Below are 23,207 nucleotides of genomic sequence, written 5' to 3'. Positions count from 1 at the left end.
TTATTTATTTAGCTGCTACCGCTTCTGGGTGCAAGATGAAATCTAGGTTGGTTATCTGCAATCCGTAGGGATTGTTCTCTGAGCGATAGGTATCCACGACCTGATACTCTAAGGCTACTGACAATTCACTCTTTAGCTCGGATCCGATGAAATGCTGCTGTTTAAAGTAAGCTCTCACTTGGGGCATAATCCCTTGAGAAACCGTCTTAATTGAATCAATGGTTACCTCTGTCCGTGATCCCCAGCGAATGTAGCCATCTCGGACTCCCTTCTTTTTACCTGGTTCACCCTCAAATTGCGCTACAATGAGCACACCATCTTTTTTATTAATCAAGTTCATGGCCTTGCTGATACGCTCTTCATACGTTTCGGCATCATGGGAGAACATTGTTTTGATAAACTGTTCAGAGTGCTTGTTTATTTCCACTGGATGTACTTCCCGCTGCGAGGCTTGGGTAGCCTGAAATGTGCCATTGGGGGTAGAAACATAAATTATTTCTTTATGTTGGTCTACAATGTTCCGATACTGAAAATAGTAAAACACGGTGCTAGCTACGAAGCTAAATACACTAAATACGGCGACGAATCGCATAGCCTGGAATGCCCGGCTGTAGTCTTTAATTGTTTCCATTTATTTCTCTTTTTTAGGTCCTAATTGGTACTTAGCTTTTTGATCTGAACTAAGCGTTTCTGAACTTGACGCCGGTGGTAGTGCCGGGGTGCTGGTAATGTAGCGAGGCTCCCGACGATAGTTACTTTGTCGGGTTGGAGTACTTCCGGGGTTCAAATTACCACTGCTAGACTGCACTGGAGTTGCGGTAGCAAAATATTCCTTTTCCGGGCTGGCGGTTTGACCGGAACGCGATGGTGATGAAGTATAAGCTGTCCGCACCGGTTTAGCATTCGTACTACCCATAGTAATCAATCCGGATTTTTGGGCAGCACCATTACTAGGCGCGTTCGTGGTCATCGCCGCCGCAGGCTTCGCACCTGATGCTCCCGAAGGCACCGAGGGTATTCCAGCCGCTAAGCGACCTAGTATGGCCGCCGTAGTCAAAGGTTGCATAATCATTTTTTGTCCGGCCATGGCCACGACCGTTTGACCGATCACGAGGGATGTTAAATATGGAACCATCAGATACATGACAGCTGTAAGCATGGTTAACATGGCAATAGACAGTTCTTCATCCCCATTAAACATATCAGCAATCAAGGCTACATTGAGCCCTTTCAAAACGACGTCCAAAATGGCAATGGTAACATTCCAGAAGCTGACGACTATAAAATTTTTAACCCAGTGGGTAGCCAATCCCCCCAGACCGGGGATCAAGCTTAATACCAGTGGAATTGGTCCCACGATCAGCATGAAGGCGTACACGATATTTTTAAAGGCAACCATCAACCCCCGAAGCATCCAAGCCAACGGCTGCATACTCAAGGAAAAGGCCAAACTCCAGAGATTTTGAAGCCAGCCAGTTGCCGTTCCCCATAGCGTTCCTCCCCAGTCACGGATAAGCTCTAAGGTGCTTCTGCTTTCTCCTTCCGGGATACCCACTTTTTCGTTAATGGCTTCCCAGGCCGCCGTATTACGGAATGCCGTCTCTGATTCTCCCCGGATTTCTTCAGACATTAAATAGAATGCATCCCCAATTTTAGGCCACAACTCATCATAGGAACCAATGGCTACAGCAATCACCAAAATTTGTATGAAATTGGTGATACCTAGACGAAATCCATCTACGAGCAGGCCTCGATATAACTCGTAGACAAACTTAATTAGAAATGATATAGCGAATATACCCAGGGCAACCTTAATGAAGATTCCAATCAGGTCTCCAACTAGAATTCCTAGGTTCCATCCTTCGAATACTTCCATTAGGCTGATAGTTTTTTCTCAACAAATTCTTCCAGGGCTAGAGCTTGACTTCCGTACTTTTTAAGTAAGCGGACAAACTCGTTTCGCTCTTCAGGTTTCGAGGAAAGTACAGCGTCCTGATGAGGGGGGGATTCCAAAGCGTATACGCGTGTTTGTTCACCCATCTTTATGCAGATGTCCCGAAAGTATCCACCGTCACGAAGCGAGAATAATAGGTCTCGCCCGTGATCGGTAAAGCCTAAGGCATCGGCCACGTCGTGGGCTAAGCTATTGTCAGTGTGTCTTAGTACAACCTTCGTTGCAGCATTGGCCAAGATCGCCCGAGCATGTCGTGATTTGATGATATCATCGATGTTCTGGGTTATGATCCAAATTGATCCATTCAATTTACGGATTGTTCGGTACATTCCTTGCATAAAATCTCCCAGCGTACCTTCTAGCATAGACCAGGCCTCATCTATATAAATGAATTTTTCATCATCAGGAAAATCTTTTAGCTGGTCCAGTACCAGTTGAATAATGAGTTGAGTGACCACTGGATAAATCATCTCGTCGTCCTGAACATTGGCCAGATCGAAACAAATAAGATCATGACTGCTTAGGTCCTGGTGAACCTCCGCATTGAGCAAGTCTTTTAAGTTCCCATCGTAGTACTTTCTTGTCACTAGAAGAAAAGCCTGCATGTCAAAGTACTTAAACCAATTCGCTACGTTTGTATTATTCTCCTCAGCTTGCAATAGGCTTTGACAGTACTCATAGAACGTACTAAAACTAGCAGTAATATCATGCTCACCCGCGTGTTTGTAATAACGCTCAATAATATCCAGAAGGATACTCTTTTCTACTTCTTCAATAGCGTCTATATTTTTAGCCCCTTTCCATATCGTTACGAGTAGTCCCATAATCATCTTAATCTTGTGATGATCTACCTCATAAATGCCTTCGGTAGTCTTGTTCGCCCGAAAGGGAGCAAAAGACATGGGTTTGGCCGGATCATACTCAAAATACGTCTGCTCGAAGGTATCCCCATTGAGCATCTGCATCATATTGCGATACGTCCCCCCCTTGTCAATAATCACTTGCCGTGCTTTTCGCTCTTTTCGTTGAATCATAAAGAAGCCGTTGGTATAGCTCTTACCGCCACCGGTCTCCCCTACGATGATGGCATTTTGATTACTCAACTTCGTATTGAAAAAGTTTACGCGGATAGGATTACCAAAGCGGTCACATATCAGATCACCTTTTTGAGCACTACGCGTGTTTGTAGTGAAATTAAAGTACTTACTCCCCATCATATCACTCATCAACATCCAGCGATAATTATTGAAGGCGTTTCCGGGGGCATTGGCAAAATAAAGGGCCAGGGTATCGGAGGCTTCAACGATACATTGAGAGCCAGCGATTCCCCTGATCTCTCGCTTTGCATCTTCTAAATATTTTTGGCGTATGTGAGGATCGGCATCATAGATCATTAAATTTACCGATACAGAAGCAAGACGTTGATTTTCTCGACGAACCATCGCTGTAAAAGCTTCAATGGTTTCACCACTAATATCATTGTCCTGGGTTTTTAGCCTACCTACTGTCTTGTTGAAAAAGTTATTATTATCCAGTTTCTTTAATCCTTTTTCGGTGTTATCCAATCGCAACGTCGTGGTAGTAATATGCGGTATTTGAAGATAATTGCCCAACATATACGTATACGCTGAGGTAACTCCGTGACTATTCACTACGGCATCATCAATAAATGCTCCCCGGTTTTGCATTGTCACGATATTCAATCGCTTTTCTCCTACTTGCACACCATCACGGTTCGCCGTAATAGCACATGAGTACCCTTCCGGATCATCGTTGAAATCAAGGGTAAAATAGTCGTTATACAACTTGAGTAAATCATTACCCAACAGTCGTCTTAGCGTTACTCCACCCTTACCATCAATACCACGCATAAACTCGGTACCCAGCCCTTCAGTAGATCCTAGAGAACGTTCAATATTCCGGAAAATGTTCGTACCCATCATGCTTTTGGTAGCGACCATAAGCGTGTTTAACGGATGTACTGCGGACCGCCACTGACTGCCCTCGGTAGGGAATGTAAGAAAAAGATAGCTGCGATGATGAAGCACTATATGGTCAGAGAAGTGCTTATTTAACTTCATTTCAAAGAATTCTCTGCTATCAGTATCTCCGACAAAATCTTTATGATAAAATATATCTGTCTTTTGGATAGTGGTTTCATCAGGGAAGTTCCCTAACTGCTGTACCAGCTGGTTATTGAATGATCCGTAATCAGCGGGAGACCAAGTTTCCATTTCGGCACCATGAATTTCAAAACCTATACTGATCCGGCCATCTCGAAATACAACTTTATCATTTTCTATGGCTATCACTGGGAAAGCATCAGTTAGACTCCGTTCTTGTTTACGAAGCTTCCTCATCAGGTTGATCATAGTGATGTAATTTTGTGTGAGTTACTATAAGGTTTTTCTTCGTGATTCTCCAGGCTAGTCTACTCTGTATATAGTAGGGTGTGTTACTTTTGTTGCTTCTTCGTAATAAGTAAAAGGCTAGGAGAGCAAGGAACAGTATCGCCCAGAATGTCCAGGATGGCAAGTCAATGAGCTTACCAGCAAAATTGGACATCATAATGGCGGTACAAGCCACCAGAAGAAGCAATTTCCAATCTTCAAAGGAAATTCCTAAGACTCCGGGTGGCTCGTCCAATTTTTTAAAACTATCCATCATCCGCCGGCTCCGCCACCAGAACCACCGTTGTTGCCAACGATATTGACAGTTCCATCACCACCGCCGATCTTGTGCGCCCAGGTCACAATCTCGTCTAATCCCCCCCAAAGTACTAGTGCTACGACAAATACAGCAAGTGCACCTCTCCATCTTGGACTGCTAGTGACCACATAAAAGATGACCGCAATGAAAGCAAAGACGATGACCGTTGGAATAAGAATATTCGCCCAAGCCTCAACGTCTTCCCCGAGGGTATTGAACTGATCCACGATTTCGGCATGAGCCGATTGCACGGATGCTACTCCCAGCAATATCATCGCCATCAAGGCTCTGAATCCGCACCTCATACCGCCGAGCATGCGAAAGGTTCTTCCGCATAGCGATACTTTAGGTTGGTTTGCTGGATTGGTTCTTTGTATCAAAGAACCGGACTGAATCAATGGTTTTTGTTCCATAAGATTACTGTTTTAATTGTGATTGAAATTGAGAAAAGTTTTCTAGCCGCTCTTGCATATTTGATTTGGCTTGCTCTTGAAATATTTTTCGGAAGGCCCTTTGTCGCTGCTTTCGAATGGGAATTTTCTTGACCCCGATATCTTCATCCGTACATCGGTACTGGATATTTCGTATTCCCTGGTAATTTTTAAGTTTCTTGCCTTTTGATTTCCAAAACACAATAAATAGTTTTATAATTGCTTTGTAAACATACTGATTTTTTTTTTTAGCTTCCAAACGTTACTCAAAAAAAATCTCAAAAGTTGATGTATTCATCTTTCAAAAAATACAAGCGCTATGAACGATAATAGGCTTAAGGACGAGTTAAAGGACTATAGACAACGTATTGACATCACTGAATACCTTACACATCAAGGATATGAAGTCGATAAGGATCGGGACTCTAGGAAGCATAGGGCCTACTCACACCCGACTACAGGTGATAAAGTATATGTTCCAATTAACAAAGAATATAGAAATCCTAGTTATTACGTAAGCCTATACGATCCCAACGATAAGGGCACGGTGGTAGATTTTGTCATGAGTCGGCAGCGAACAGATCTTGATGGGGCTCGTCAAGCCTTAAAAATGTATCTGGGCGATGTGTCGAGGAATGAGTCGGCCCCAGAATCAACTAAAAGGGAAAAACAGTCTAGCCAGGATGATGAGGCCAAGAAACGGCGTCAAATGTTCATTGTCGCTAAGATTGTTGAAGGGGAAAGTGGGGCTAATGAACCGTTTCTTGAAAACAAGTTGCTAGGTCATGATATTCGGAATCATACTGCATTCCATAATGAAATCAAGCTAAATGACGCGCCGGATGCTCGTTTTGTGGCGTTTCCTCTAAAGGACGATACTGGAAAGGTCGCCGGCGTGGCCATGAAGAGTCCGCATAAGGTACGTTTTTTAGGTAACCGGGATGGACTTTGGGTATCCTCCCCTACCCGACCCGATACACCAGTTGATAGAATTGTTATTACCGAGGATCCGGTAGATGCGATGAGTCATTACCAACTTCATGGGAAAGAAACCAACGATAATCTAGTATACTTAAGCCCAGCTGGTAATCCCTCGAACAAACAATTAGAAATCGCGAATCATTTTGTATTGGCTTCTGGAGCGCGGTCAGTTACCTTGGCTAATGACGATGATGTAGCAGGCCGACGTTATGACCAGCTCTACAAGGAAGCTTTACAAAGCACCAATGTCCCAATTCACACTGACAAGTCCAGTTTCAAAGATTGGAATGCAGATCTATTTGCCCAGCGATTGTTCCATTCTAGATTGAACGATCCTACTTATCAGCATCCTGAACAGGCATCTTTGAAAGATAAAATCCCTGCACCTGATTCAGTAAATGAAATTGTACGAGATCGTGACAAAACGAAATATCCTGAACTTTCCAATAACCCAAATCTTAACCGTTACTACGTAACTCGTCAGGTTGATGGTAAATCAGTTGAATTTTCACTAGCAGAGGTTGCCTATGTCAACCGCGATCGGAAATTTGGTAAAGCTATTGGGACGGATATTGACGAAGCATTCGTTGCCGAGCAATCATCCAAGTCTAAGCAAGTTGCTGTAAGTGTAGACAATGACGTAAAGCGCTTATCACTCGGTTCCCATCAACCTTCTAAAGATCATCAGATGTCTGAAACTTTGAATAAAATTAAATCGGGGCAAGAAGCAATACAAGACGTTGATACCCACCTTCAACGGGCTACTGAAATGAAACCAGAAGCTCGTCAATCTTCCGCCAATACTAATGACATGTCTGATAGCCGGTATCGCTCACTGAAAGAGCAATACAATCATAAACTCGATGGATTAGTAGTTTCTAATTCGCAACACCCAGATAGTCAACGAATTAATCAGCAATTAAGCTATTACAAAAAATATCCTCATCTACAGGAAAATGATGTACAGAAGTTTGTCGAGGCAGAGAACGTAGTTAAAGGAAATCAACTCGATAAAGGTAAATCATATGGCAACCAAAAAGAACAAGGGCTTTAGAACAGGTCTTCAGAATTTTCAATTCCTACCACATAGCATACTACATGTTACTATTTACTTCAATAAAATTTTATAGACATGAATACTTTAGCGAATTTACTACCCATTGAAGAAATTGATGTTGAACTTGTTGTTGATACCGCATACGTAGAGCAAGAGCTCAAAGTTGAAAATCTTCGTGTTATCCCTCCTACCCACTGTCATATATGCCAACATTCTCTTCGTTCAAGCTGGTCTTATTGTCCCGCTTGTGGCTCATTGATACATAAGTACTCACAGTAACTGTTACCTTTTCTCCTTTTTGTGAAAGGCTATCATTCTTCTGCTATATATCCAGCGTTATTTTTCCTGACTTTTTTTGCTTGGTTACATAGTCGTTTAAGGCTTCTTCAAGAATCTTATAGACGGGTTCCCTAAGTAGAGCTGAAACAATTGCTATTCTAGCATGAGTGGGCTTCAAACAGTTAAGAGTTGTAAACTCTTTTATTGGCTGCTCCATTTCAACTGTACCGGCCTCTTCTACTTTGGCTTTCTTCCGAGTTCCCTTTCTCTTAGCAACTGGTGCTTTTTCGGAGGACTTTTTCTCATCATTTGTTTTGATATCGGTAGGCTGTGTATTTTTATCTTCGTCAACACTTACTGTAGAGTTACTATTTTCTACATCAGATTCTTTCTTTTGGTCTGCATCAGCGATAGCTTTGGCAGCTTCTGTTTCTTCCGGATAGGATTCCTTAAAGCTTTCTGAGAGAATATTTCTGGTTAATTTTTTTCTACCGCGGCTTGCGCTAGGTAAATCTGCTACGACTGATTTTTTGGCCATGATATCAAATGTTAAATTTCTCAATAAATTCCTCAGTGAAGCTCTTCAGCTCATCCTTTATTGTACGGGGTACATAATCGCCCATTATTTTACTTCCTTTCGCTAGATAACTATCGTACGTATTGTATCGGCTATAGATTACCATATCCCTTAGACCAGTATCAAATAAATTGAGGTTGATCGATCTACAGAATTGTTCTAACTCCTGTTCTTCTCTCCTACCGTCAAGCATATTTTGAAATCCATAAGTAGTGAAATCCACTCCCTGCTGTTTATAATATTCTTTAATCTTATGGACGCTCTCTAAGAATTTAGCTGAGGATAGTTTGTCATTTTGATCAGTTACAATAGGTACCAGTATTCCATCCAATACTGTGATTACGTCAAGTATATTTTCATCATCTGTTCTTCCCGGCATATCTACCAGTACCACATCGTACTGTGGGTTTTCCTTCAAATCCTCTATGAAGTCCGCTGCTGGATTAACCTCATCTCCGTTGCTATCTTTTTTTATCTCAACTCCATTAGCTGTTTCTACTAATACTCTAAATGGTTTAGCGATTAGTTCATACGGGAATTCTGCACAATAATCTTGATCTTGTCTTCGCACATCGGTAAGTGTCTGCTGCTCATCAACATCGAGCATTAGTACTTTTTTATTGTAGTCCCTAGAGAGAGTTACTGCCAATAATGCTGAGACCACGGTTTTGCCAGCCCCCCCCTTCTTGTTAGATATTGATAATACTTTCATTAATCTATGAGTTAATTGATTATTAGAATATTATAAGCATTAATTCATTAAATAATATAATCATGAATGTACTAAACCAGTAATATATTAATTTATGTAATTATAGATACGTTAATCCATGAATTCAATAAACTGTTAAAATAATTTTCTATAAATTAATGAAACCATGAAACCATGAAACCATGAAACCATGAAATCATAGATATAGTATACCATTAACCCATTAACCCATTAACCCATTAACCCATTAACCCATTAACCCATTAACCCATTAACCCATTAACCCATTAATCTATGGAGCGCAATCATTTTTAGACCAAAGAACTGTTTTAAGAGCTTACTTTAGGAATTGTCCATTTTAAGGCGTTTTAAGCGATGCAAGTCAAATATGGATATATACCCCATCAATAGCCATCGGACAGTACAGAGCCTTAAATAAGGCGGTCTGAACTGCAGATTGGGAGGTAAGCAACATAAGCGTCTGATGCGGTCAGAAAAAGAAAGAGCGTAGAGGGTGGCTATGAGGGTGTGTGTATAATGTGATACGAAGTATCAGCAAGAAGTAAAGATTACAAAACAACTCAATTACTATGTAAATAGTTGTTATTGAATACTTTAGAATGAAAAACATAGTTTTTCAGCTGATATTTTGTATACTATTCATTGCAAATTACTGATTATCAATTATATTTAGTAAAATTTTACGTATGACAAAGCGAAAACCGCTACAGATAAATAGTGCCCTGCACGCAAAGTATGGCGCAGAGGCAAAAAATCATCGGATGACATTGAAGAAATACGCTGAGGCGAGTATGGGGTTCTTTGCGAACCGGGGTATAAATCCATTAGAATACAGTCCAGGACAGTCGTTTGACCTGCTCCAGGTCATGAAAAAAAGCACGGATAGGATCATAAGTTACATCGTTCATCAGGAGCAAACCTTACTTTCAGACTTGACCGAGGAGGTCATTCGCAACCGTTTGTATCAGGATGCATTGCTAATTTTGCTATTAGAAGTCGCGGTAGAACCCAACCAACGAGAAGAGCGTATGCGGGAAATAAGTACTTACGTAGAGCAGAAAATCAAAGAGGCAAAGGCGTAATATGCACATCAAAATCATCAATCCTTCTAGGGACGGTCGTAAAGTTTACGACAATACTGGTTCAGTAGTCATGCTTGTTGAGTATCTTCAACACGAGTCTAAAGAGGAAGAAAGCGAGGATACTGACATTTTTTTCAATCAGCAAAATGATAAAATTTCTGCGAAGGAAGTGCGCGATGCCATTAACGGAAATACGAAAGGGGTTCGCACTGACCAGGAGAAGTTCTTAAGTATTGTGGTTAGTCCAAGCGAAAATGAACTCGCTCATATACAAAATGACGACGCAGCACTAAGGAAATATGTACGCCAGGTGATGAACAACTATGCTGAGACCTTTCGGTTAAAAGATGGAAAGAAACTGTCATCCAATGACTTGGTATGGTATGCTACCATTCATGAAGATCGAGATGTGAAAAACATTGACTTGAATAATTTAAGTTTCTTAAGCAAAGCCGAACAGGTGCGGGTAGGGCAGTTGCATGACAGCGAAGATCAGAATGACCGGAAAGAAATAGAACGAATATTTCAACGAGCTGTCAAACGTGAGTTAGGTAAACTCGATCAGACTGTCTTCAGCGTGGGGGATAAGAAGCCAGGTCTTAATAAGCATGTGCATATCATAGTAAGTAGAAGAGATCGCGATCAGCGATACATGCTTAATCCCAGAACTAAGAAAGCGAGGTTTCACATAAGGGGTTTTCAAGAACGCAGTGCTCGGCACTTCCAAAGTATGTTTGGTTACAGTAGGGATACTATTGAACCTGGTTTTTATAAGGAGCGTAGTGAACGAGATCATTCGTATTTTAGAGAGAAAATAGCCAAAGCAGTGGAACATATTAACCTCCATACCGGTAATGAGAAAATTGACCCACAACGACTACAGGACATTGGGGAAAAGTGCAACTACAGTAGGGCCTTCTTTGTGAACCTGACTAAACTGAAGTATCGCTTCGCTCAAGGAGATTTTACCCATGATCCTTACTTCTATGCAGAACGAGGAAGAGACCAAAAAGCATCAGAATATTTTCGTACATTAGACCAGCAATACCTTTCTGATAAGAACATAGGGTACCAGACAAAATTCCTATCAAGCTCCCAACTGGGAACAACCTCAGGAGCTAAAAAGCTGCTTAGCAAAATTGGGGGTGTAAGTACTGGCCCTGGCCTGATCAAGGAAACGTTATTACTCGATGAAGAGCGAAAAAGACTGAAAAAATATCACGAGCGTGGCCAAGGCAGCGATCGTACTGAACTTTCTTAGCGTATGTACTATCAACGAGAACTACTCAATATATTATTCTTTACCACGGTCATAGTATTGGCCTTGCTAGGTGCTGATTATTATTTGCTCGTTATTCACCAGGGGGGCATTGTGGATTGGTTGATTGAGCCGATCCAATGGCTTGAGCAACTGCTCTTACCGCTAAGAATATCGTTCATTATTCTGTGGATCTTGCTGCTTCGCGTAGCTAATCAAATACCCAAGTACAGGAAACCGGGCCATCAGCCCTTTTACATAGCTCCGAGGATACAGGGGGTTGCCTTTTTGGGTGCTTTGGTCTGCGGGGTGCTATTTATATACTTTGAATCAACTCCATTTCCTTTTGAGTATGGCTATCCATTCCTATTTGTTGCTACCATTACGCTGTTAATGTTGTGTACGTTTCTACACCCTGAGAAACACCAACGGGGCCAGGGTTTTGTGAAAAGAAGAAAAGTAAAGACGAAAGAGTCAATCAATTTACCCACTAAAGGGAAGGGCTATATCAACGTTACAGAACCCTACCGGCATACCATGGTTATTGCAGGTTCGGGATCGGGGAAGACTGAATCAGTAGTGAGGCCTTACATGCATCAGTATGTAGAAAATGGATTCTGTGGCATTCTTTACGACTATAAATTCCCTACCCTTACGAATGAGTTAAACACAATACTAATCAATAAGGAGAAGCGACGAAGGTGGCAAAAACCATTTAAAAAGGAATCCGCTCCTATGCCACTCTACATTGTGGATTTCGAGCGACCAGATCGATGCCACCGGTTCAATCCGATACGGCCGGATCAGGTTAAAAGCATCAATTATGCTGAAGAGATGGCGACCAGTATTTATCATAACCTTGACCACAGCGCCATTAAAGGAGCCAACGGGAAGTTCTTTACCCAGAGTGCTATTAACTGGTTTACAGCTTTGATTTGGTTCTATAAAGTTCGTCATCCTGAACAGTGCACTCTCCCTCACATAATCAACACGATACTATACCAGGACTTTAAGCATGTTTTTTCCATGCTACTCGTTGATCCTATCGCCGGTGATTATATCCGAAGCATTCTTACTTCTTTGGATGCCAATGCGGATCGGCAATTGGGGGGGCAGGTTTCTTCACTGCAAAATGAGATTGTACGTTTAAACACTCCTGCACTATGTTGGATTCTTACCGGTAATGATTTTGACCTGAATATCAATGACCCGGAAAACCCCAAACTGCTATCCGTGGGAATGAGTCCCCAGATACGTAAATCGTTAGCTCCTATCATCTCGTGTATATTCACGGCCGCTCTTCAGCAAATGAACGTGGCGGGTAAACATCCCTCTTTTCTAGAGCTTGATGAAGCAACGACGATGTACCTCGATGATCTCGATCATTTAGGAGCAGTTGCGCGTAGCAATAAAATTGCCCTTAATTTGATTGCCCAGGATACCGCAATGTTGGTAGAAAAATACGGACACCAAAAAGCGCAGACGATCATAGCCAATATGAATAACATCTTTTTTGGTCGTATTAATCACCCCGATACCGCTCGTATGGTCAGTGCTATGATTGGCAAAGAAGATCGGGAGATAATCTCAAAAAATGAGGGCAAAAATTATAAGAGTGGGGGACAAAACATTGGACATGGGTTCTCAATTCAAGAGAGACCCATCATTCGCCAGGAAGAGGTTCAGACACTCAAAAAAGGGGAGTTCGTTGGTAGAACAACTGACGAAGCACAGCCCTACTTTTGGGTTCGTTTCAAGCGGCATCGTTTTAAACGGTTGCACACAATTAAACCATTTGTACAGTTTGTTCACAAGTCCAACGGAAACCCGATCGAAGATACCAATATTATCCTCCAAGAACATTTTAATAAAGTCAAAAAGGAGGTAGAAACTATTGTTACCAACTATCCTAACATTTATGGAAGCGAAGCACAGTCATCCGAATCGGCCTAGGGAAGCTGTTGACCTTATTTCGGAAATTAAGAACAACAACCTCCCATTTTTGAAAGACCATTCTCTAGCTGAAGTCATCTGGGAGAATAAAAGAATGGTATCCATCTACTTTCACCGAATCGAGGGATATGTTTTAGCGACAACGCACTTAAACGCGGTTCAGGATACTTACGCTGTGGTTGTTGATGGTCAGGCACTGTATGCTTACAACGTAGGGAGGTTTCCCTGCAAGGATGTATACCTATTTGATGAAGCTCATTATCTAGCCCTGGAGCATAAGGCGGACCGATATCAGTACGTTACCTACTCATGTCTGCGAGGAGATGGACTTCCGGATGACTTGCTCATCATGCTCTACGATCAGCACAGCAAGACGCTCAGAGAGGAACTTTATGCCAAAGAACTAGCTCATTAGTTATATGTTGAAGAATAAACCAACCTCTTTGATTCCTTATTTGGTTCTAGCATTGGGTATGCTTATCGTTCAGCCAATAATCTCATGGTACCGGGATTTCACAGCAGTAGAGATGGTTCGGATTGAGTATTTACCGGAAGGGGCGAGTTCTCCTGTTGTGTACCGGGTGGAGGCTACATCTGTTCAGCAGGTAGGGGAGTGTATAACTTTTCCTACCACGAGGGATGAATATGATGAATACATTACCCTTTGTGAGCGCTTCCAACGAGTAGTAGAGCCTTCGGAACGGAATTAAGTTCTGCCTACTCCAGCTCAGCTCCAAACCCCTTTCCCTGACTACCGCCTTTTCCTGATTGCTGTTGCATCATTTTGCTGTAGCGGTCAGCATCTTCATCACTAAGATTGGGGTAGTTAATAGAAATTTGATTTCGTAGATCCTTGGTTGAGCGGGTAGGTTGCTTTACCCAAGGGGTACGTTCTGGGGGTGTTCTTTCTAACACGCTTTGAGGATCGAGTCGTTCAGACCGATAGTGCTCAGAGGAATTTCTGAGGTACTGAATGGCTTCAGCTCGATAGGAAGCATTCCCGGAAGTTATAGCGCGTTCAAAATCAGCCGCTTTCTTCCGGGGAAATCCTGCGAACTGGGTGTATATATCTTGTCGGATCTGCGAAGGGTGATAGTCAGAGGGATAGTTTTCGGTGAGTTTGTTGTATATACGCAGCATGTCTGAAGGATAGGTATGATACTGCCCTCGAGAAACTGCGGCAACCATTCCTTGCGCATACAAGCCCCGTTTAGATAGCTGGCGTTGGAGTACAAAGGACGTCTCTCCCGTAGAAACGGAATCGTCTAGGATAAACGCCGAGGGCTTATTCTGGGCTATTCCTTTGATCTTTGCCTCGTTAAAAATAAACTGTCGGGGATCATGGGCCAGGTTCCCATAATTGCCTTTCACTTTCGACTGAAAATCATGATCAGTCTCTATAATATCTTGTTTGAGGTTGACGAATTCCAGATCAGCACGACTCTTTTGAAGGGCTTTTGCAAGATCAGCAGGAATCGTATTGTATCCCGAGGTGGAAGGGGTTACAATGATGGTGCTTCCGGTGGGAATTCGTTCTAGCGACTTCTGCATACCAGGTACAAATTCCTTTACGGCTTGTTTGATGTACCTTGCTTTTGGATTGTGTTTGAGTTCCAGTTTCAGAAGACGGAGCCGATCACGATCGAGTTGGGATCCCGAGCCACCCGAGAAAGGGACATTAAGCGCAGGATCAACGGCAAAGTGACCCTTGGTAAGGCTCATTGATGGGTTTTTACCTCCCAGTCAGGATAACGTTCAGCCAGACCTTGATTGGCCTGCTGTACCCTCCAGGCGCGGGCCGCCCGGCGGTCTTCTTTAGGAATCTGCCGGTACTGCTCTAGGGTGATTTTACCTTCGTGTAGCTCGTCCATCAGGTCGAAAATTCTCTGGAACTTAGCTGGGGGCATCACCCCTTCGACAATCAATGTGTTTCCTTGGAGCTCGGACATAATCTTTAGTTTTATAGCTCAATATACGAAAAATATGGCAAATTTGTTAGCGATTACCGCCTAGAGCTTGCATCGAAAGCTTGACTTTTACTCTCATTGCCTTGGAGCCGGAGATTATATTCGCGTCTTATTAGTAAGATCCGCTAGGACGGTTCTTCCTTCGTACTTTCTGGTTGATCGCTACCATCGGCAGTAATGTGGGATTTGAAAGTCTGAATCAAGCGTCGGTATCCTTCATGCATGGTAATATTGCGAGTGTCTACCTCCCGCATCGTTATCTCAACATCCATAATAAACTGTGTTTGCGATTCTGTAAGTGGGTTGCTTTCATTCATAGGAATAGGGGTTAAGGTACAATCAATCGGGTCTGAACGATCCGGTTTCGTAAGAAAACAGCAGGAAGTATTTTCTTTCAATGAAATCCACCACATCCACTAAATACTGCGGTGGCTCCGCATCACTTCCGTGAACCACCCGATAACTCTTCCAATAGTGCTCGCAAAGCTGCGTTAACGCAGCTGAAAGCTCAGTACTTGTATTTGTTGAAGAATACGGGGTAGCGGGGGGACGGGGCTTATAATTATTACTATCCAGATCGTACGACAAGTTATGCTCGTGGTATAGGAAACGTTGAATTACGATAGTGTAGAAGGGTGGGAGAGTCGGTGCTGAAATCCTATGATCTGGTTTAAGCCCAAAATAGCTAATCATTAACTGGGAAAGTTGGCGTACTTCTTCGTTTGTCATAACCAATATCATCTTCATAGTTAAATAAAAAATACTAAAAATCATAGGACTATTTGCTGTTCTATGGCCCATGCTTTCCTGTTTTCTTGTGCTATGGAAAACCAGGAAAAGCTAAATGAGATGGTCGGGAGTCGGATCAGGCAGGCAAGGCTAAACCTCAATTATACCCAGTCTGATGTTGCCGAACGCGTTGAGATCGACATTACCCATTACTCCCGCATCGAACGTGGTAAAAGCAACCCGAGCCTGCTGGTAGCCTACCGTATCTGCCAACTATTGCAGATTAGCCTGGATGACCTGTTCACTGATTGACTGCCTCAACATAGAATTACAACGAAGCTAGTTGACTACGCTAGTAGAGTCAATACTTAATGCTAAGTATTTCCGTCCTTATAATTAAGTAATATTCGCCTCTCAAATGATATTAGTATAAAAATAATTACATATTTTAGGCCAGATGAAACCAAGCAGACCAATAATGATGTACATTTAAGGTATCTTAAAAGTGATAGCTTATGTAATAAAGGTCATAGGACTATTTGCCTACTTACCTGTTAATAGATCAACAGTAACAATACTATGCAAACCCTACCTATTTTCCAGCCGCCGACTACTGCGCTTACCACATCAGCAAGACGTATTCAATTTGAATGTTATCAACTATTTAGTGATTCCGATTGCTAAACGGTCAACGACTATTCGGCTATTTACCAATTAACTATACCCTAACCGTTGTGTCCATGAGTACCACTATAACCAGTAGCCTGACACTTGAGGCAGTCCGAAGTTCGGAACAAATTGAGCAGTTTAGACTACTTCCTTTCACTATTTATCAAGATGATCCCTACTGGATTCCCTACGTCCGTCAGGAAATAGAACAAGTATTTGATCCTAATAAGAACCCCTTTTTTGCCCATGGGGAAATTGAACGATGGATTTTAAAGAATGCTTCTGGAGAGTGTATCGGCCGCGTTGCGGCTTTTATCAATCACCGTAATGCACAGACGTTTCAGCAGCCAACTGGAGGAATGGGGTTTTTTGAGTGCATTGAAGATCGTGAGGCTGCATTCACGCTATTTGATCGTTGTAAAGATTGGCTAGCAGAGCGGGGAATGGAAGCCATGGACGGACCCATAAATTTTGGAGAGCGGGATAAATTTTGGGGACTGATCATAGAAAACTTTGAGCTAAGCCCTTACGCAAACCAGGGGTATAACCCAGCGTACTACGTGAATTTCTTTGAAGAATATGGTTTCAAGATTTACTTCAAGCAGCTCATATTCAACCGCTCGTTTCACGACCCATTGCCCCCCATATACCAACGTCATACGCAGCGTCTGCATCAGCAAGGGGAAGTGGAAATCAGGCACTATGAAAAGAAAAAAGCCCGACAGTACGCCAACTACTTCATGGAAATATACAACGATGCCTTTAGCGTACTAGATAACTTCAAACCAATTACGGAAGCGCAGGTGTTTACGACCCTGGAACGCATCAAGCCGATTGTAGATCCGGACGTGCTGATGTTTGTCTTCTACCGGGGTAAACCCGCTGCATTTATGATCGCGCTACCTAATGTGAATGAGATTTACAAAAAGGTAGGAGACAATATGAATTGGTGGGGTAAACTTAAATTTCTTTACTACAAGCAAGTATCTCCTCCCAGTACTGTTTTTGGGGTCACTTTTGGCGTCAAACCGGAATTCCAGCGAAGAGGGTTAGAAGGATTGTTCTTTGAAGATATCCTCAACCGGGTTGCCTCTACTGACAACTACAAGTACGATAACTATATTGTTAGTTGGGTTGGGGACTTTAATCCGAAAATGATAAGGGTCATGGAAGCCTTAGGCTGCAAGAAGGCGCGCACGATGGCGACCTACCGAAAGCTCTTTGATGAGAATGCATCCTTCGAGCGGGCTCCGATTATTACCTAATTCATCACACCATATACCATTATGCAGCAGTCAGAAAGCCTTATTGATCCTATCGTACTAGCGATCATCGTTGTTGAGATAGTTGCGTTTTTGTTCCAGTTCCTTTATTACCTAGAGCGTCCCAGTGACAAATCAAGGCGATTGTACTTGATACTGCTGTTCATGCTCATTGTCTACAACATTACTGGTGGACTGGTACCCAATTATGACTCCTCTATTCCATTGGAAATACAGTATACTATTGGTCATATCTCCGCGATTGCCATGAGTATGTATTTCATCTATTATATCTATGAGACATTCAACCTAGCGCATCTTCGGTGGCTGTCAACCCGAGGGGTTTGGTATTTTCTCTTCGTTCCATTTTTAGTTTTTGATGTAGTATTATTTGCCACCGGAGATATCAGGTTTAGTCAGATGATATTACTCCCCATACCAACGCTGTACGGATTGTATTTTGTGTACAGAGTTATCCGCTTCCTAGTCCATAAATACGACCAGACAGAGCCTTCACAGCGGCGGGATTACCGAATCTACTTATTTTCAGTGATCAGTGCTATCTCATGCTGGGTACTGCTGCCTTTTATTATATTTTTCAATATGAACAACGTGATCGAGCACGTGTCTACCAACCTCGGCTTGATGTTCATGACCGCAGTGTATATACAATCATTGGTTCGGGATGCCCAAAATGAATACCAGCGATTACTAGTATCGGAAAGAAAGAACAAGGAGCTCATCAGTAGCTTAGAGGAAACCAACGCACTGCTTTCCAACACGATTAAGAATCGAGAAAAGGTCATTGAAGAGCGTACTGAAGCACTAAAATTAGCCATTACTCAGCAACGGAATAATTTTGTCAACTTAGCGCATGAGACGAAAACACCGCTTACGCTGATTCATAACTATCTGTCGGACTACATTGCAAAGTACGGGGTAAATGAAGAGCTATCGGTCATACGCTATAATGTAGAAAAACTAATCACGGATATTGTAAACTACTTTGATATCGAACGACTGGATAAAGGAGTAAATATTTACGATCATGAGCAAACGGCTAATTTTAGCGGTATACTTACTAACGGGCTATCACTTTTCAAACCCCTAGCAGCAAATAAGAAGATTCAGCTGTTAGACGATCTGGAAGAGTCAGTTCTAGTGCAAGCAGACCCGGATGCTTTAGTACGCATCGTCAATAATATCGTAGAGAATGCGATCAAGTATACCAGCGCTGGGGGAAGAATCTCGGTGATGCTATATACAGAAGAAGGTAGGGCTGTATTTAAAGTATCCGATTCCGGAAGAGGAATACCCAAGCACCTTCGGGCAAAAGTACTACGCCCTTACTTTCAGGCAAGCCAAAAGAAGCGAGGTAGTGAAGGAATTGGTATGGGCCTTTCAATCGTCAATAAAATAGTAGAAAGTCTATCCGGTACGATTGAGCTAAGCAGCAATACCGTTAGGGGGCTCATCGTAAAAATTAGTCTTCCCGTAAATGAAGATGCTGATCAGATAGTGGATATTGCTTCGCCAAGAGTTGGGCAATCAAAAATACTACCGGATGTGGCACCGGTTCAGGATGTAGTAGGCGATACCCAACGTCCATCAATACTAGTGGTGGAGGATCACGTATCCATGCTTCGGTACCTAACCGATAAGCTATCGGAGGAGTACAATGTGTACGCCGCACTGGACGGCAGAGAAGCTTTACAGAAACTCAAAATGATTGACCATTTGGATCTCATCATCTCGGATGTTATGATGGACAATGTTGACGGGTTTAAATTTGGCGAAATTATCAAGCGTAATCCAAATTACAGCCATATTCCATTGCTCTATTTAACCGCGAAATCGCGAGGTGCTAATGAAATGATCAGTCTCAAGCTAGGGGCATTAGGGTTTATTGAGAAGCCTTTTAAGCTACCGATATTGTTGCAAAAAGTACGATCAGTTATTGAGAACTCACGTAACCTAAACCGAGCACTGATCGGACAAATACAGTCGGGATTTCGCCTCAATCATAGCAATGGGCAATCGCATTTTAATCCGTCTGATGATAATGGGCAAACCACGAATGGCGTAATGAGCCATTCGGTAGACTTAACGGTTACTTACAAAAAATACGATCTATCGAATAAAGAAGTTGAAGTGGTAGAACTTCTTAAGGAAGGATTTACCAATAAAGAAATTGCTGACCAAATGAATATCTCCGATAAAACCGTAATGACCCATGTACGAAATATTTTTACGAAAATAGGGGTCAACCGGAGAGGGGACGTTATCAAAAAACTGTACGAAGAGGCCCGCAACTGATCAAGCGGTAGAAAAAGGATCGCTCGTGTAGGTTGTCTAAGGAGGGCAAATTTCGGTTATTTGCGCCCTCTATGGAAAACCTCGATCAACAAACGCTTCATTTCAGCCAGGAAAACCTGTGGGTGCTCAACTTCTGCCTGGCAGTTATTATGTTCGGTATCGCTCTTGAGCTTACTGTAGCAGATTTTAAACGGTTACTCACCCGCCCCAGGGCGATCACCGTAGGCCTGCTTGCCCAGGTCGTATTGCTACCTCTGGTTACCTATCTGATTGTACTGCTAATTCAGCCTACCCAGAGCATCGCTCTAGGCATGATATTAGTCGCCTCGTGCCCAAGTGGCACATTATCTAACCTATTATCTGTCCTGGCAGGAGGGAACGGCGCACTTTCAGTAAGCCTGACGGCTCTCACGACACTAGTTTCATTTATTACCTTACCCCTGAATTTTTCACTTTGGTCAGGAGTATATCTGCGCGGCCAAACTACGCTGCAAGCAGTGGAAATTCCGGTATTTCAAATTCTCACTACGCTGGTATTCATTGTTTTGATCCCATTGCTCTTAGGAATGACGTGGGCCAGCTGGCGACCCGGCATAACGAAAGCCATCCTGAAGCCGATTCGAGTAATCTCTGTCATCATATTTTTGGTGTTTATTGTTGTAGCCCTGGGTAACAATTTTGATAACTTCTATCGCTACATTCATTTGCTATTCATGATCGTTCTTATTCACAATGCTGCTGCCTACTCACTGGGTTATGCAGTAGCAACCGGATTGGGGTTAAACTACAAAGACCGACGTACAATTAGTTTGGATACTGGAATACAAAATTCCGGATTAGCCCTGATTCTTATTTTTAATTTTTTCGATGGAAGGGGCGGAATGGCTTTTCTTGCCGGATGGTGGGGTATATGGGATATGATATCCGGACTCCTATTAGCTTGGGGTATGTCAAGATGGAGGATTCTGAACACTAACACTTAAACCCTAGTATTTTATGGCATTGAATTAGTTGGAAAAACTTACGGGACAAACCTGCTACGTTTTTTCATTTTTTTGCTGTCTACCTTCAGGCGAACTTTGGCCAATGGTTATTTCTTTTATTCTCTGGTGGAACCTGCTCGCTGGAACGCTCATCGGCATTCCTACAGTCGTAGATGGAGATACCATTGAGATTCATGGGGTACGCGTACGCTTACTGGGGATCGATGCTCCTGAAATTGGCCAGTGGTGTACCGATGTATCGAGTAAGCAGATCCGCTGCGGACAGCAAGCGGCCCTAGCACTTGATCGTTTCATTGCCGGCCGTACCGTCCAATGCCAGTCTTCAGAAGTTGATAAGTACGGCCGGCAGATTGCCACCTGCTTTGTAGATGGAATCAATATCAACGAATGGATGGTGGCACAAGGATACGCCCTGGCTTACCGAAGGTACAGTAGCGACTACGTAACTACCGAGCAATTGGCTCAAACCGAGAAACGAGGTATTTGGCAGTACCAGTTTGAAGAGCCTTGGAGCTATCGGTCGAGTAGGGGTAGGCAATCAGAAATAACCAAAAGCCAGCCGGGCCAGAAAATATCGATGAGCCGAGCTCCCGAAACATCGGCCGATTGTAAGATCAAAGGAAACATCAGCCGGTCCGGTGAAAAAATCTATCACACTCCAACAAGCCCGTGGTACAACAAGACGAGTATCGACGAAACTAAGGGAGAGCGCTGGTTCTGTAGTGAAGAAGAAGCACAGCAGGCTGGTTGGCGAAGAGTGAAACATTGATGAAGTATCAGGAGATTGGGTTCGTCAGCATAAGCGGACAGATTTTACAGTAGACTGATACCAGAGAATTACTTTACCTTTTTAGAGCTATAAACGAGAGGACTAAAAAAAAGACCAATTATATATATTAGTAAAGCAATTGAGTTGCTACACCACCATTTGGATTCGATCTTAGTACCACAGACCACTTTCTGCAACTGGCATAGGTGGGATCGTTACGTCCTCCACAACCTAATAGATTTGAATCAACGACGACTACTTCATACAGTTTCTGATTACCTGCCAGTGTAACATTAAATGGTTGATATGCACCAGATGGGCATGTACCAGATGAATTACCTTGATAGTTTATTTCACCTATTTCATTCCATCCAGTATTATCAGTTATATTTCTAATCCAAACTTTATATTGCGATCTATCAGTATCACAGTTAGTCAATAGTAAATTTGTAAATCCTGAAAGATCGCTTACATTGAATTCATTAGTATCGGTTGTTGATGTGCAGCCAGGGTCATCTAGATCGGTAAGACCATCACCATCATTATCGATTCCATCGTTGCATGCGGGTATTGGTGTAGTGTTATTTTCATAAAATTCTGGAAGTTCAAATATGATACCATTTTCTTCTATCTCACCTTCTGAGTATAAATATGTGTAAACAGCCCCGCCTCTGAATCTTCGTGTATTGTCTCGTAGCCGACCATTAAGATAGTAGGGAGCGGGTGAATCCATGGCACTTACAGCAATAAACGATTTATTTGATTGGCCTAATGCTATTGGACGGGGAAATAGAGATCCTGCATAAACATTCTGACGAAAGGGTGCCCTTGTATCGACGTACATTTTTAAATAACCTATGGGATCTAAAGCGTCATTTTTGGCAAAAAAAACGAATAAAGCTCCATAAGGTTTATTCCTTAAAAACTGGTTTGGGAGGTGTTCACCTGGCGCACCTACCACTACATCATCGTATCCATCATTATTTATATCCCCCACTGCTAAACTAGAACCAAACCCGTCCAGAAATTCGTCAATTCCTATACCTTCTTGGGATAGCCTGTTTATATACTCGAAGCCACCTCTTCCATCCCCGAAATATTGCAAAAAGGAGCCTCCACGGACATATCTAGGTGATGATGTGACTGTGGCAATGAAATCAGTATTTGTATCACCGTTAAAATCACCGCTTTCCATTTCAGATCCTATATCGCACGAAACATTAATACTTGGTTGCTCAATAAACTTTATGCTTTGTGAGGAATAATCTGATAGATACAATGTAATTGAACCTTTAAAATTTGAGACTAAAATATCATCGTGGAAATCATTATTAAAATCATCGACTACTAATCCATGACCAAAGTACCAATATTTAGGAATCTGACCATTGATTGTAGAATTGGCTAGTCCAATAATTACTATTAAACAACTCAAAAACCTTTTCCAAAAGACTTTTTCTAAAGGCAAAGACAGCAT

At 42.5% G+C, this 23,207-nt stretch carries 22 protein-coding genes; 11 read left to right on the top strand and 11 right to left on the bottom strand.

Annotated features, from left to right (window positions below):
• Positions 1 to 4 precede the first annotated feature (4 nt).
• From P0M28_RS30475 to P0M28_RS30460, 4 genes are all read right to left on the bottom strand, one after another.
• Entirely contained in the window at positions 5 to 631 is a 627-nt protein-coding gene (locus P0M28_RS30475; RefSeq protein ID WP_302211090.1) for a hypothetical protein, read from the bottom strand.
• Positions 632 to 1,876 (bottom strand): hypothetical protein, encoded by a 1,245-nt coding sequence (locus P0M28_RS30470; RefSeq protein WP_302211088.1) that lies wholly within the window; start codon positions 1,874 to 1,876, stop codon positions 632 to 634.
• Positions 1,876 to 4,326: a TraG/VirB4 family ATPase gene (locus P0M28_RS30465; protein WP_302211086.1), complete on the bottom strand. Its 2,451-nt coding sequence runs from the start codon at positions 4,324 to 4,326 to the stop codon at positions 1,876 to 1,878. The genes P0M28_RS30470 and P0M28_RS30465 overlap by 1 nt, the downstream gene beginning before the upstream one ends.
• 291 nt (positions 4,327 to 4,617) lie before the next feature.
• Entirely contained in the window at positions 4,618 to 4,968 is a 351-nt protein-coding gene (locus P0M28_RS30460) for a hypothetical protein (RefSeq protein ID WP_302211085.1), read from the bottom strand.
• Positions 4,969 to 5,413: 445 nt separating this feature from the next.
• Here P0M28_RS30460 and P0M28_RS30455 point away from each other — a divergent pair, with 445 nt between their 5' ends.
• The gene (locus P0M28_RS30455; protein ID WP_302211083.1) at positions 5,414 to 7,129 is read left to right on the top strand and encodes a toprim domain-containing protein; all 1,716 of its coding nucleotides are present in this window, start codon (positions 5,414 to 5,416) and stop codon (positions 7,127 to 7,129) included.
• A 325-nt stretch (positions 7,130 to 7,454) separates the two neighbouring features.
• Here the strand turns inward: P0M28_RS30455 and P0M28_RS30450 are convergent, their stop codons facing one another.
• Both P0M28_RS30450 and P0M28_RS30445 read right to left on the bottom strand, forming a co-directional pair.
• A complete protein-coding gene (locus tag P0M28_RS30450) occupies positions 7,455 to 7,949 on the bottom strand; it encodes a hypothetical protein (protein ID WP_302211081.1) in 495 nt (164 codons plus the stop codon).
• A 4-nt stretch (positions 7,950 to 7,953) separates the two neighbouring features.
• A complete protein-coding gene (locus P0M28_RS30445; protein WP_302211080.1) occupies positions 7,954 to 8,700 on the bottom strand; it encodes a ParA family protein in 747 nt (248 codons plus the stop codon).
• A 707-nt stretch (positions 8,701 to 9,407) separates the two neighbouring features.
• Between P0M28_RS30445 and P0M28_RS30440 the strand changes: the two genes are divergently transcribed.
• From P0M28_RS30440 to P0M28_RS30420, 5 genes are read left to right on the top strand one after another with little or no spacing between them, the layout of a single operon-like run.
• Positions 9,408 to 9,803 (top strand): BfmA/BtgA family mobilization protein, encoded by a 396-nt coding sequence (locus P0M28_RS30440; RefSeq protein WP_302211078.1) that lies wholly within the window; start codon positions 9,408 to 9,410, stop codon positions 9,801 to 9,803.
• 1 nt (position 9,804) lies between these two features.
• The gene (locus P0M28_RS30435; protein ID WP_302211076.1) at positions 9,805 to 11,064 is read left to right on the top strand and encodes a DUF5712 family protein; all 1,260 of its coding nucleotides are present in this window, start codon (positions 9,805 to 9,807) and stop codon (positions 11,062 to 11,064) included.
• 3 nt (positions 11,065 to 11,067) lie between these two features.
• Entirely contained in the window at positions 11,068 to 13,014 is a 1,947-nt protein-coding gene (locus P0M28_RS30430) for a type IV secretory system conjugative DNA transfer family protein (RefSeq protein ID WP_302211074.1), read from the top strand.
• A gap of 49 nt (positions 13,015 to 13,063) precedes the next feature.
• Positions 13,064 to 13,429 carry a hypothetical protein gene (locus tag P0M28_RS30425; RefSeq protein WP_302211073.1) on the top strand — a complete coding sequence of 122 codons (366 nt, stop codon included), beginning with the start codon at positions 13,064 to 13,066 and terminating at the stop codon, positions 13,427 to 13,429.
• Between the two features lie 4 nt (positions 13,430 to 13,433).
• A complete protein-coding gene (locus P0M28_RS30420) occupies positions 13,434 to 13,724 on the top strand; it encodes a hypothetical protein (RefSeq protein ID WP_302211072.1) in 291 nt (96 codons plus the stop codon).
• A 7-nt stretch (positions 13,725 to 13,731) separates the two neighbouring features.
• Here the strand turns inward: P0M28_RS30420 and P0M28_RS30415 are convergent, their stop codons facing one another.
• From P0M28_RS30415 to P0M28_RS30400, 4 genes are all read right to left on the bottom strand, one after another.
• Positions 13,732 to 14,736 (bottom strand): hypothetical protein, encoded by a 1,005-nt coding sequence (locus P0M28_RS30415; RefSeq protein WP_302211071.1) that lies wholly within the window; start codon positions 14,734 to 14,736, stop codon positions 13,732 to 13,734.
• A complete protein-coding gene (locus P0M28_RS30410) occupies positions 14,733 to 14,963 on the bottom strand; it encodes a hypothetical protein (RefSeq protein WP_302211069.1) in 231 nt (76 codons plus the stop codon). The genes P0M28_RS30415 and P0M28_RS30410 overlap by 4 nt, the downstream gene beginning before the upstream one ends.
• A 143-nt stretch (positions 14,964 to 15,106) precedes the next feature.
• Complete coding sequence (locus P0M28_RS30405) at positions 15,107 to 15,298, bottom strand: hypothetical protein (RefSeq protein WP_302211068.1); 192 nt, start codon at positions 15,296 to 15,298, stop codon at positions 15,107 to 15,109.
• A 22-nt stretch (positions 15,299 to 15,320) separates the two neighbouring features.
• A complete protein-coding gene (locus P0M28_RS30400; protein WP_302211066.1) occupies positions 15,321 to 15,728 on the bottom strand; it encodes a hypothetical protein in 408 nt (135 codons plus the stop codon).
• A gap of 45 nt (positions 15,729 to 15,773) precedes the next feature.
• Here P0M28_RS30400 and P0M28_RS30395 point away from each other — a divergent pair, with 45 nt between their 5' ends.
• The 5 genes from P0M28_RS30395 (at position 15,774) to P0M28_RS30375 (ending at position 21,730) form a co-directional block, all read left to right on the top strand.
• Positions 15,774 to 16,022, top strand: a complete 249-nt coding sequence (locus P0M28_RS30395) for a helix-turn-helix transcriptional regulator (protein ID WP_302211065.1) — start codon at positions 15,774 to 15,776, stop codon at positions 16,020 to 16,022.
• Positions 16,023 to 16,450: 428 nt separating this feature from the next.
• Positions 16,451 to 17,644 carry a hypothetical protein gene (locus P0M28_RS30390; RefSeq protein ID WP_302211064.1) on the top strand — a complete coding sequence of 398 codons (1,194 nt, stop codon included), beginning with the start codon at positions 16,451 to 16,453 and terminating at the stop codon, positions 17,642 to 17,644.
• Positions 17,645 to 17,665: 21 nt separating this feature from the next.
• Positions 17,666 to 19,957, top strand: a complete 2,292-nt coding sequence (locus tag P0M28_RS30385) for an ATP-binding protein (protein ID WP_302211063.1) — start codon at positions 17,666 to 17,668, stop codon at positions 19,955 to 19,957.
• Between the two features lie 71 nt (positions 19,958 to 20,028).
• Positions 20,029 to 20,940, top strand: coding sequence for a bile acid:sodium symporter family protein (locus P0M28_RS30380; RefSeq protein WP_302211062.1), 912 nt, complete (start codon positions 20,029 to 20,031; stop codon positions 20,938 to 20,940).
• A 103-nt stretch (positions 20,941 to 21,043) separates the two neighbouring features.
• A complete protein-coding gene (locus P0M28_RS30375; protein ID WP_302211061.1) occupies positions 21,044 to 21,730 on the top strand; it encodes a thermonuclease family protein in 687 nt (228 codons plus the stop codon).
• 127 nt (positions 21,731 to 21,857) lie between these two features.
• Here P0M28_RS30375 and P0M28_RS30370 read toward each other — a convergent pair whose 3' ends face one another.
• The gene (locus tag P0M28_RS30370; protein ID WP_302211060.1) at positions 21,858 to 23,207 is read right to left on the bottom strand and encodes an FG-GAP and VCBS repeat-containing protein; all 1,350 of its coding nucleotides are present in this window, start codon (positions 23,205 to 23,207) and stop codon (positions 21,858 to 21,860) included.

The organism is Tunicatimonas pelagia (genome assembly GCF_030506325.1).
Taxonomy (GTDB): domain Bacteria; phylum Bacteroidota; class Bacteroidia; order Cytophagales; family Cyclobacteriaceae; genus Tunicatimonas; species Tunicatimonas pelagia.
This window is presented reverse-complemented; position numbering and strand designations above follow the sequence as displayed.

What these genes read in the sequence shown, in the direction of transcription:
- P0M28_RS30385 (WP_302211063.1), top strand. Translation starts at nt 17,666, where the DNA reads ATGCAGCAGTCAGAAAGCCTTATTGATCCTATCGTACTAGCGATCATC.
- P0M28_RS30415 (WP_302211071.1), bottom strand. Translation starts at nt 14,736, where the DNA reads ATGAGCCTTACCAAGGGTCACTTTGCCGTTGATCCTGCGCTTAATGTC.
- P0M28_RS30475 (WP_302211090.1), bottom strand. Translation starts at nt 631, where the DNA reads ATGGAAACAATTAAAGACTACAGCCGGGCATTCCAGGCTATGCGATTC.
- P0M28_RS30430 (WP_302211074.1), top strand. Translation starts at nt 11,068, where the DNA reads ATGTACTATCAACGAGAACTACTCAATATATTATTCTTTACCACGGTC.
- P0M28_RS30445 (WP_302211080.1), bottom strand. Translation starts at nt 8,700, where the DNA reads ATGAAAGTATTATCAATATCTAACAAGAAGGGGGGGGCTGGCAAAACC.
- P0M28_RS30450 (WP_302211081.1), bottom strand. Translation starts at nt 7,949, where the DNA reads ATGGCCAAAAAATCAGTCGTAGCAGATTTACCTAGCGCAAGCCGCGGT.
- P0M28_RS30405 (WP_302211068.1), bottom strand. Translation starts at nt 15,298, where the DNA reads ATGAATGAAAGCAACCCACTTACAGAATCGCAAACACAGTTTATTATG.
- P0M28_RS30400 (WP_302211066.1), bottom strand. Translation starts at nt 15,728, where the DNA reads ATGAAGATGATATTGGTTATGACAAACGAAGAAGTACGCCAACTTTCC.
- P0M28_RS30465 (WP_302211086.1), bottom strand. Translation starts at nt 4,326, where the DNA reads ATGATCAACCTGATGAGGAAGCTTCGTAAACAAGAACGGAGTCTAACT.
- P0M28_RS30410 (WP_302211069.1), bottom strand. Translation starts at nt 14,963, where the DNA reads ATGTCCGAGCTCCAAGGAAACACATTGATTGTCGAAGGGGTGATGCCC.
- P0M28_RS30420 (WP_302211072.1), top strand. Translation starts at nt 13,434, where the DNA reads ATGTTGAAGAATAAACCAACCTCTTTGATTCCTTATTTGGTTCTAGCA.
- P0M28_RS30440 (WP_302211078.1), top strand. Translation starts at nt 9,408, where the DNA reads ATGACAAAGCGAAAACCGCTACAGATAAATAGTGCCCTGCACGCAAAG.
- P0M28_RS30470 (WP_302211088.1), bottom strand. Translation starts at nt 1,876, where the DNA reads ATGGAAGTATTCGAAGGATGGAACCTAGGAATTCTAGTTGGAGACCTG.
- P0M28_RS30370 (WP_302211060.1), bottom strand. Translation starts at nt 23,207, where the DNA reads ATGCTGTCTTTGCCTTTAGAAAAAGTCTTTTGGAAAAGGTTTTTGAGT.
- P0M28_RS30375 (WP_302211061.1), top strand. Translation starts at nt 21,044, where the DNA reads ATGGTTATTTCTTTTATTCTCTGGTGGAACCTGCTCGCTGGAACGCTC.
- P0M28_RS30395 (WP_302211065.1), top strand. Translation starts at nt 15,774, where the DNA reads ATGGCCCATGCTTTCCTGTTTTCTTGTGCTATGGAAAACCAGGAAAAG.
- P0M28_RS30460 (WP_302211085.1), bottom strand. Translation starts at nt 4,968, where the DNA reads ATGAGGTGCGGATTCAGAGCCTTGATGGCGATGATATTGCTGGGAGTA.
- P0M28_RS30390 (WP_302211064.1), top strand. Translation starts at nt 16,451, where the DNA reads ATGAGTACCACTATAACCAGTAGCCTGACACTTGAGGCAGTCCGAAGT.
- P0M28_RS30455 (WP_302211083.1), top strand. Translation starts at nt 5,414, where the DNA reads ATGAACGATAATAGGCTTAAGGACGAGTTAAAGGACTATAGACAACGT.
- P0M28_RS30435 (WP_302211076.1), top strand. Translation starts at nt 9,805, where the DNA reads ATGCACATCAAAATCATCAATCCTTCTAGGGACGGTCGTAAAGTTTAC.
- P0M28_RS30380 (WP_302211062.1), top strand. Translation starts at nt 20,029, where the DNA reads ATGGAAAACCTCGATCAACAAACGCTTCATTTCAGCCAGGAAAACCTG.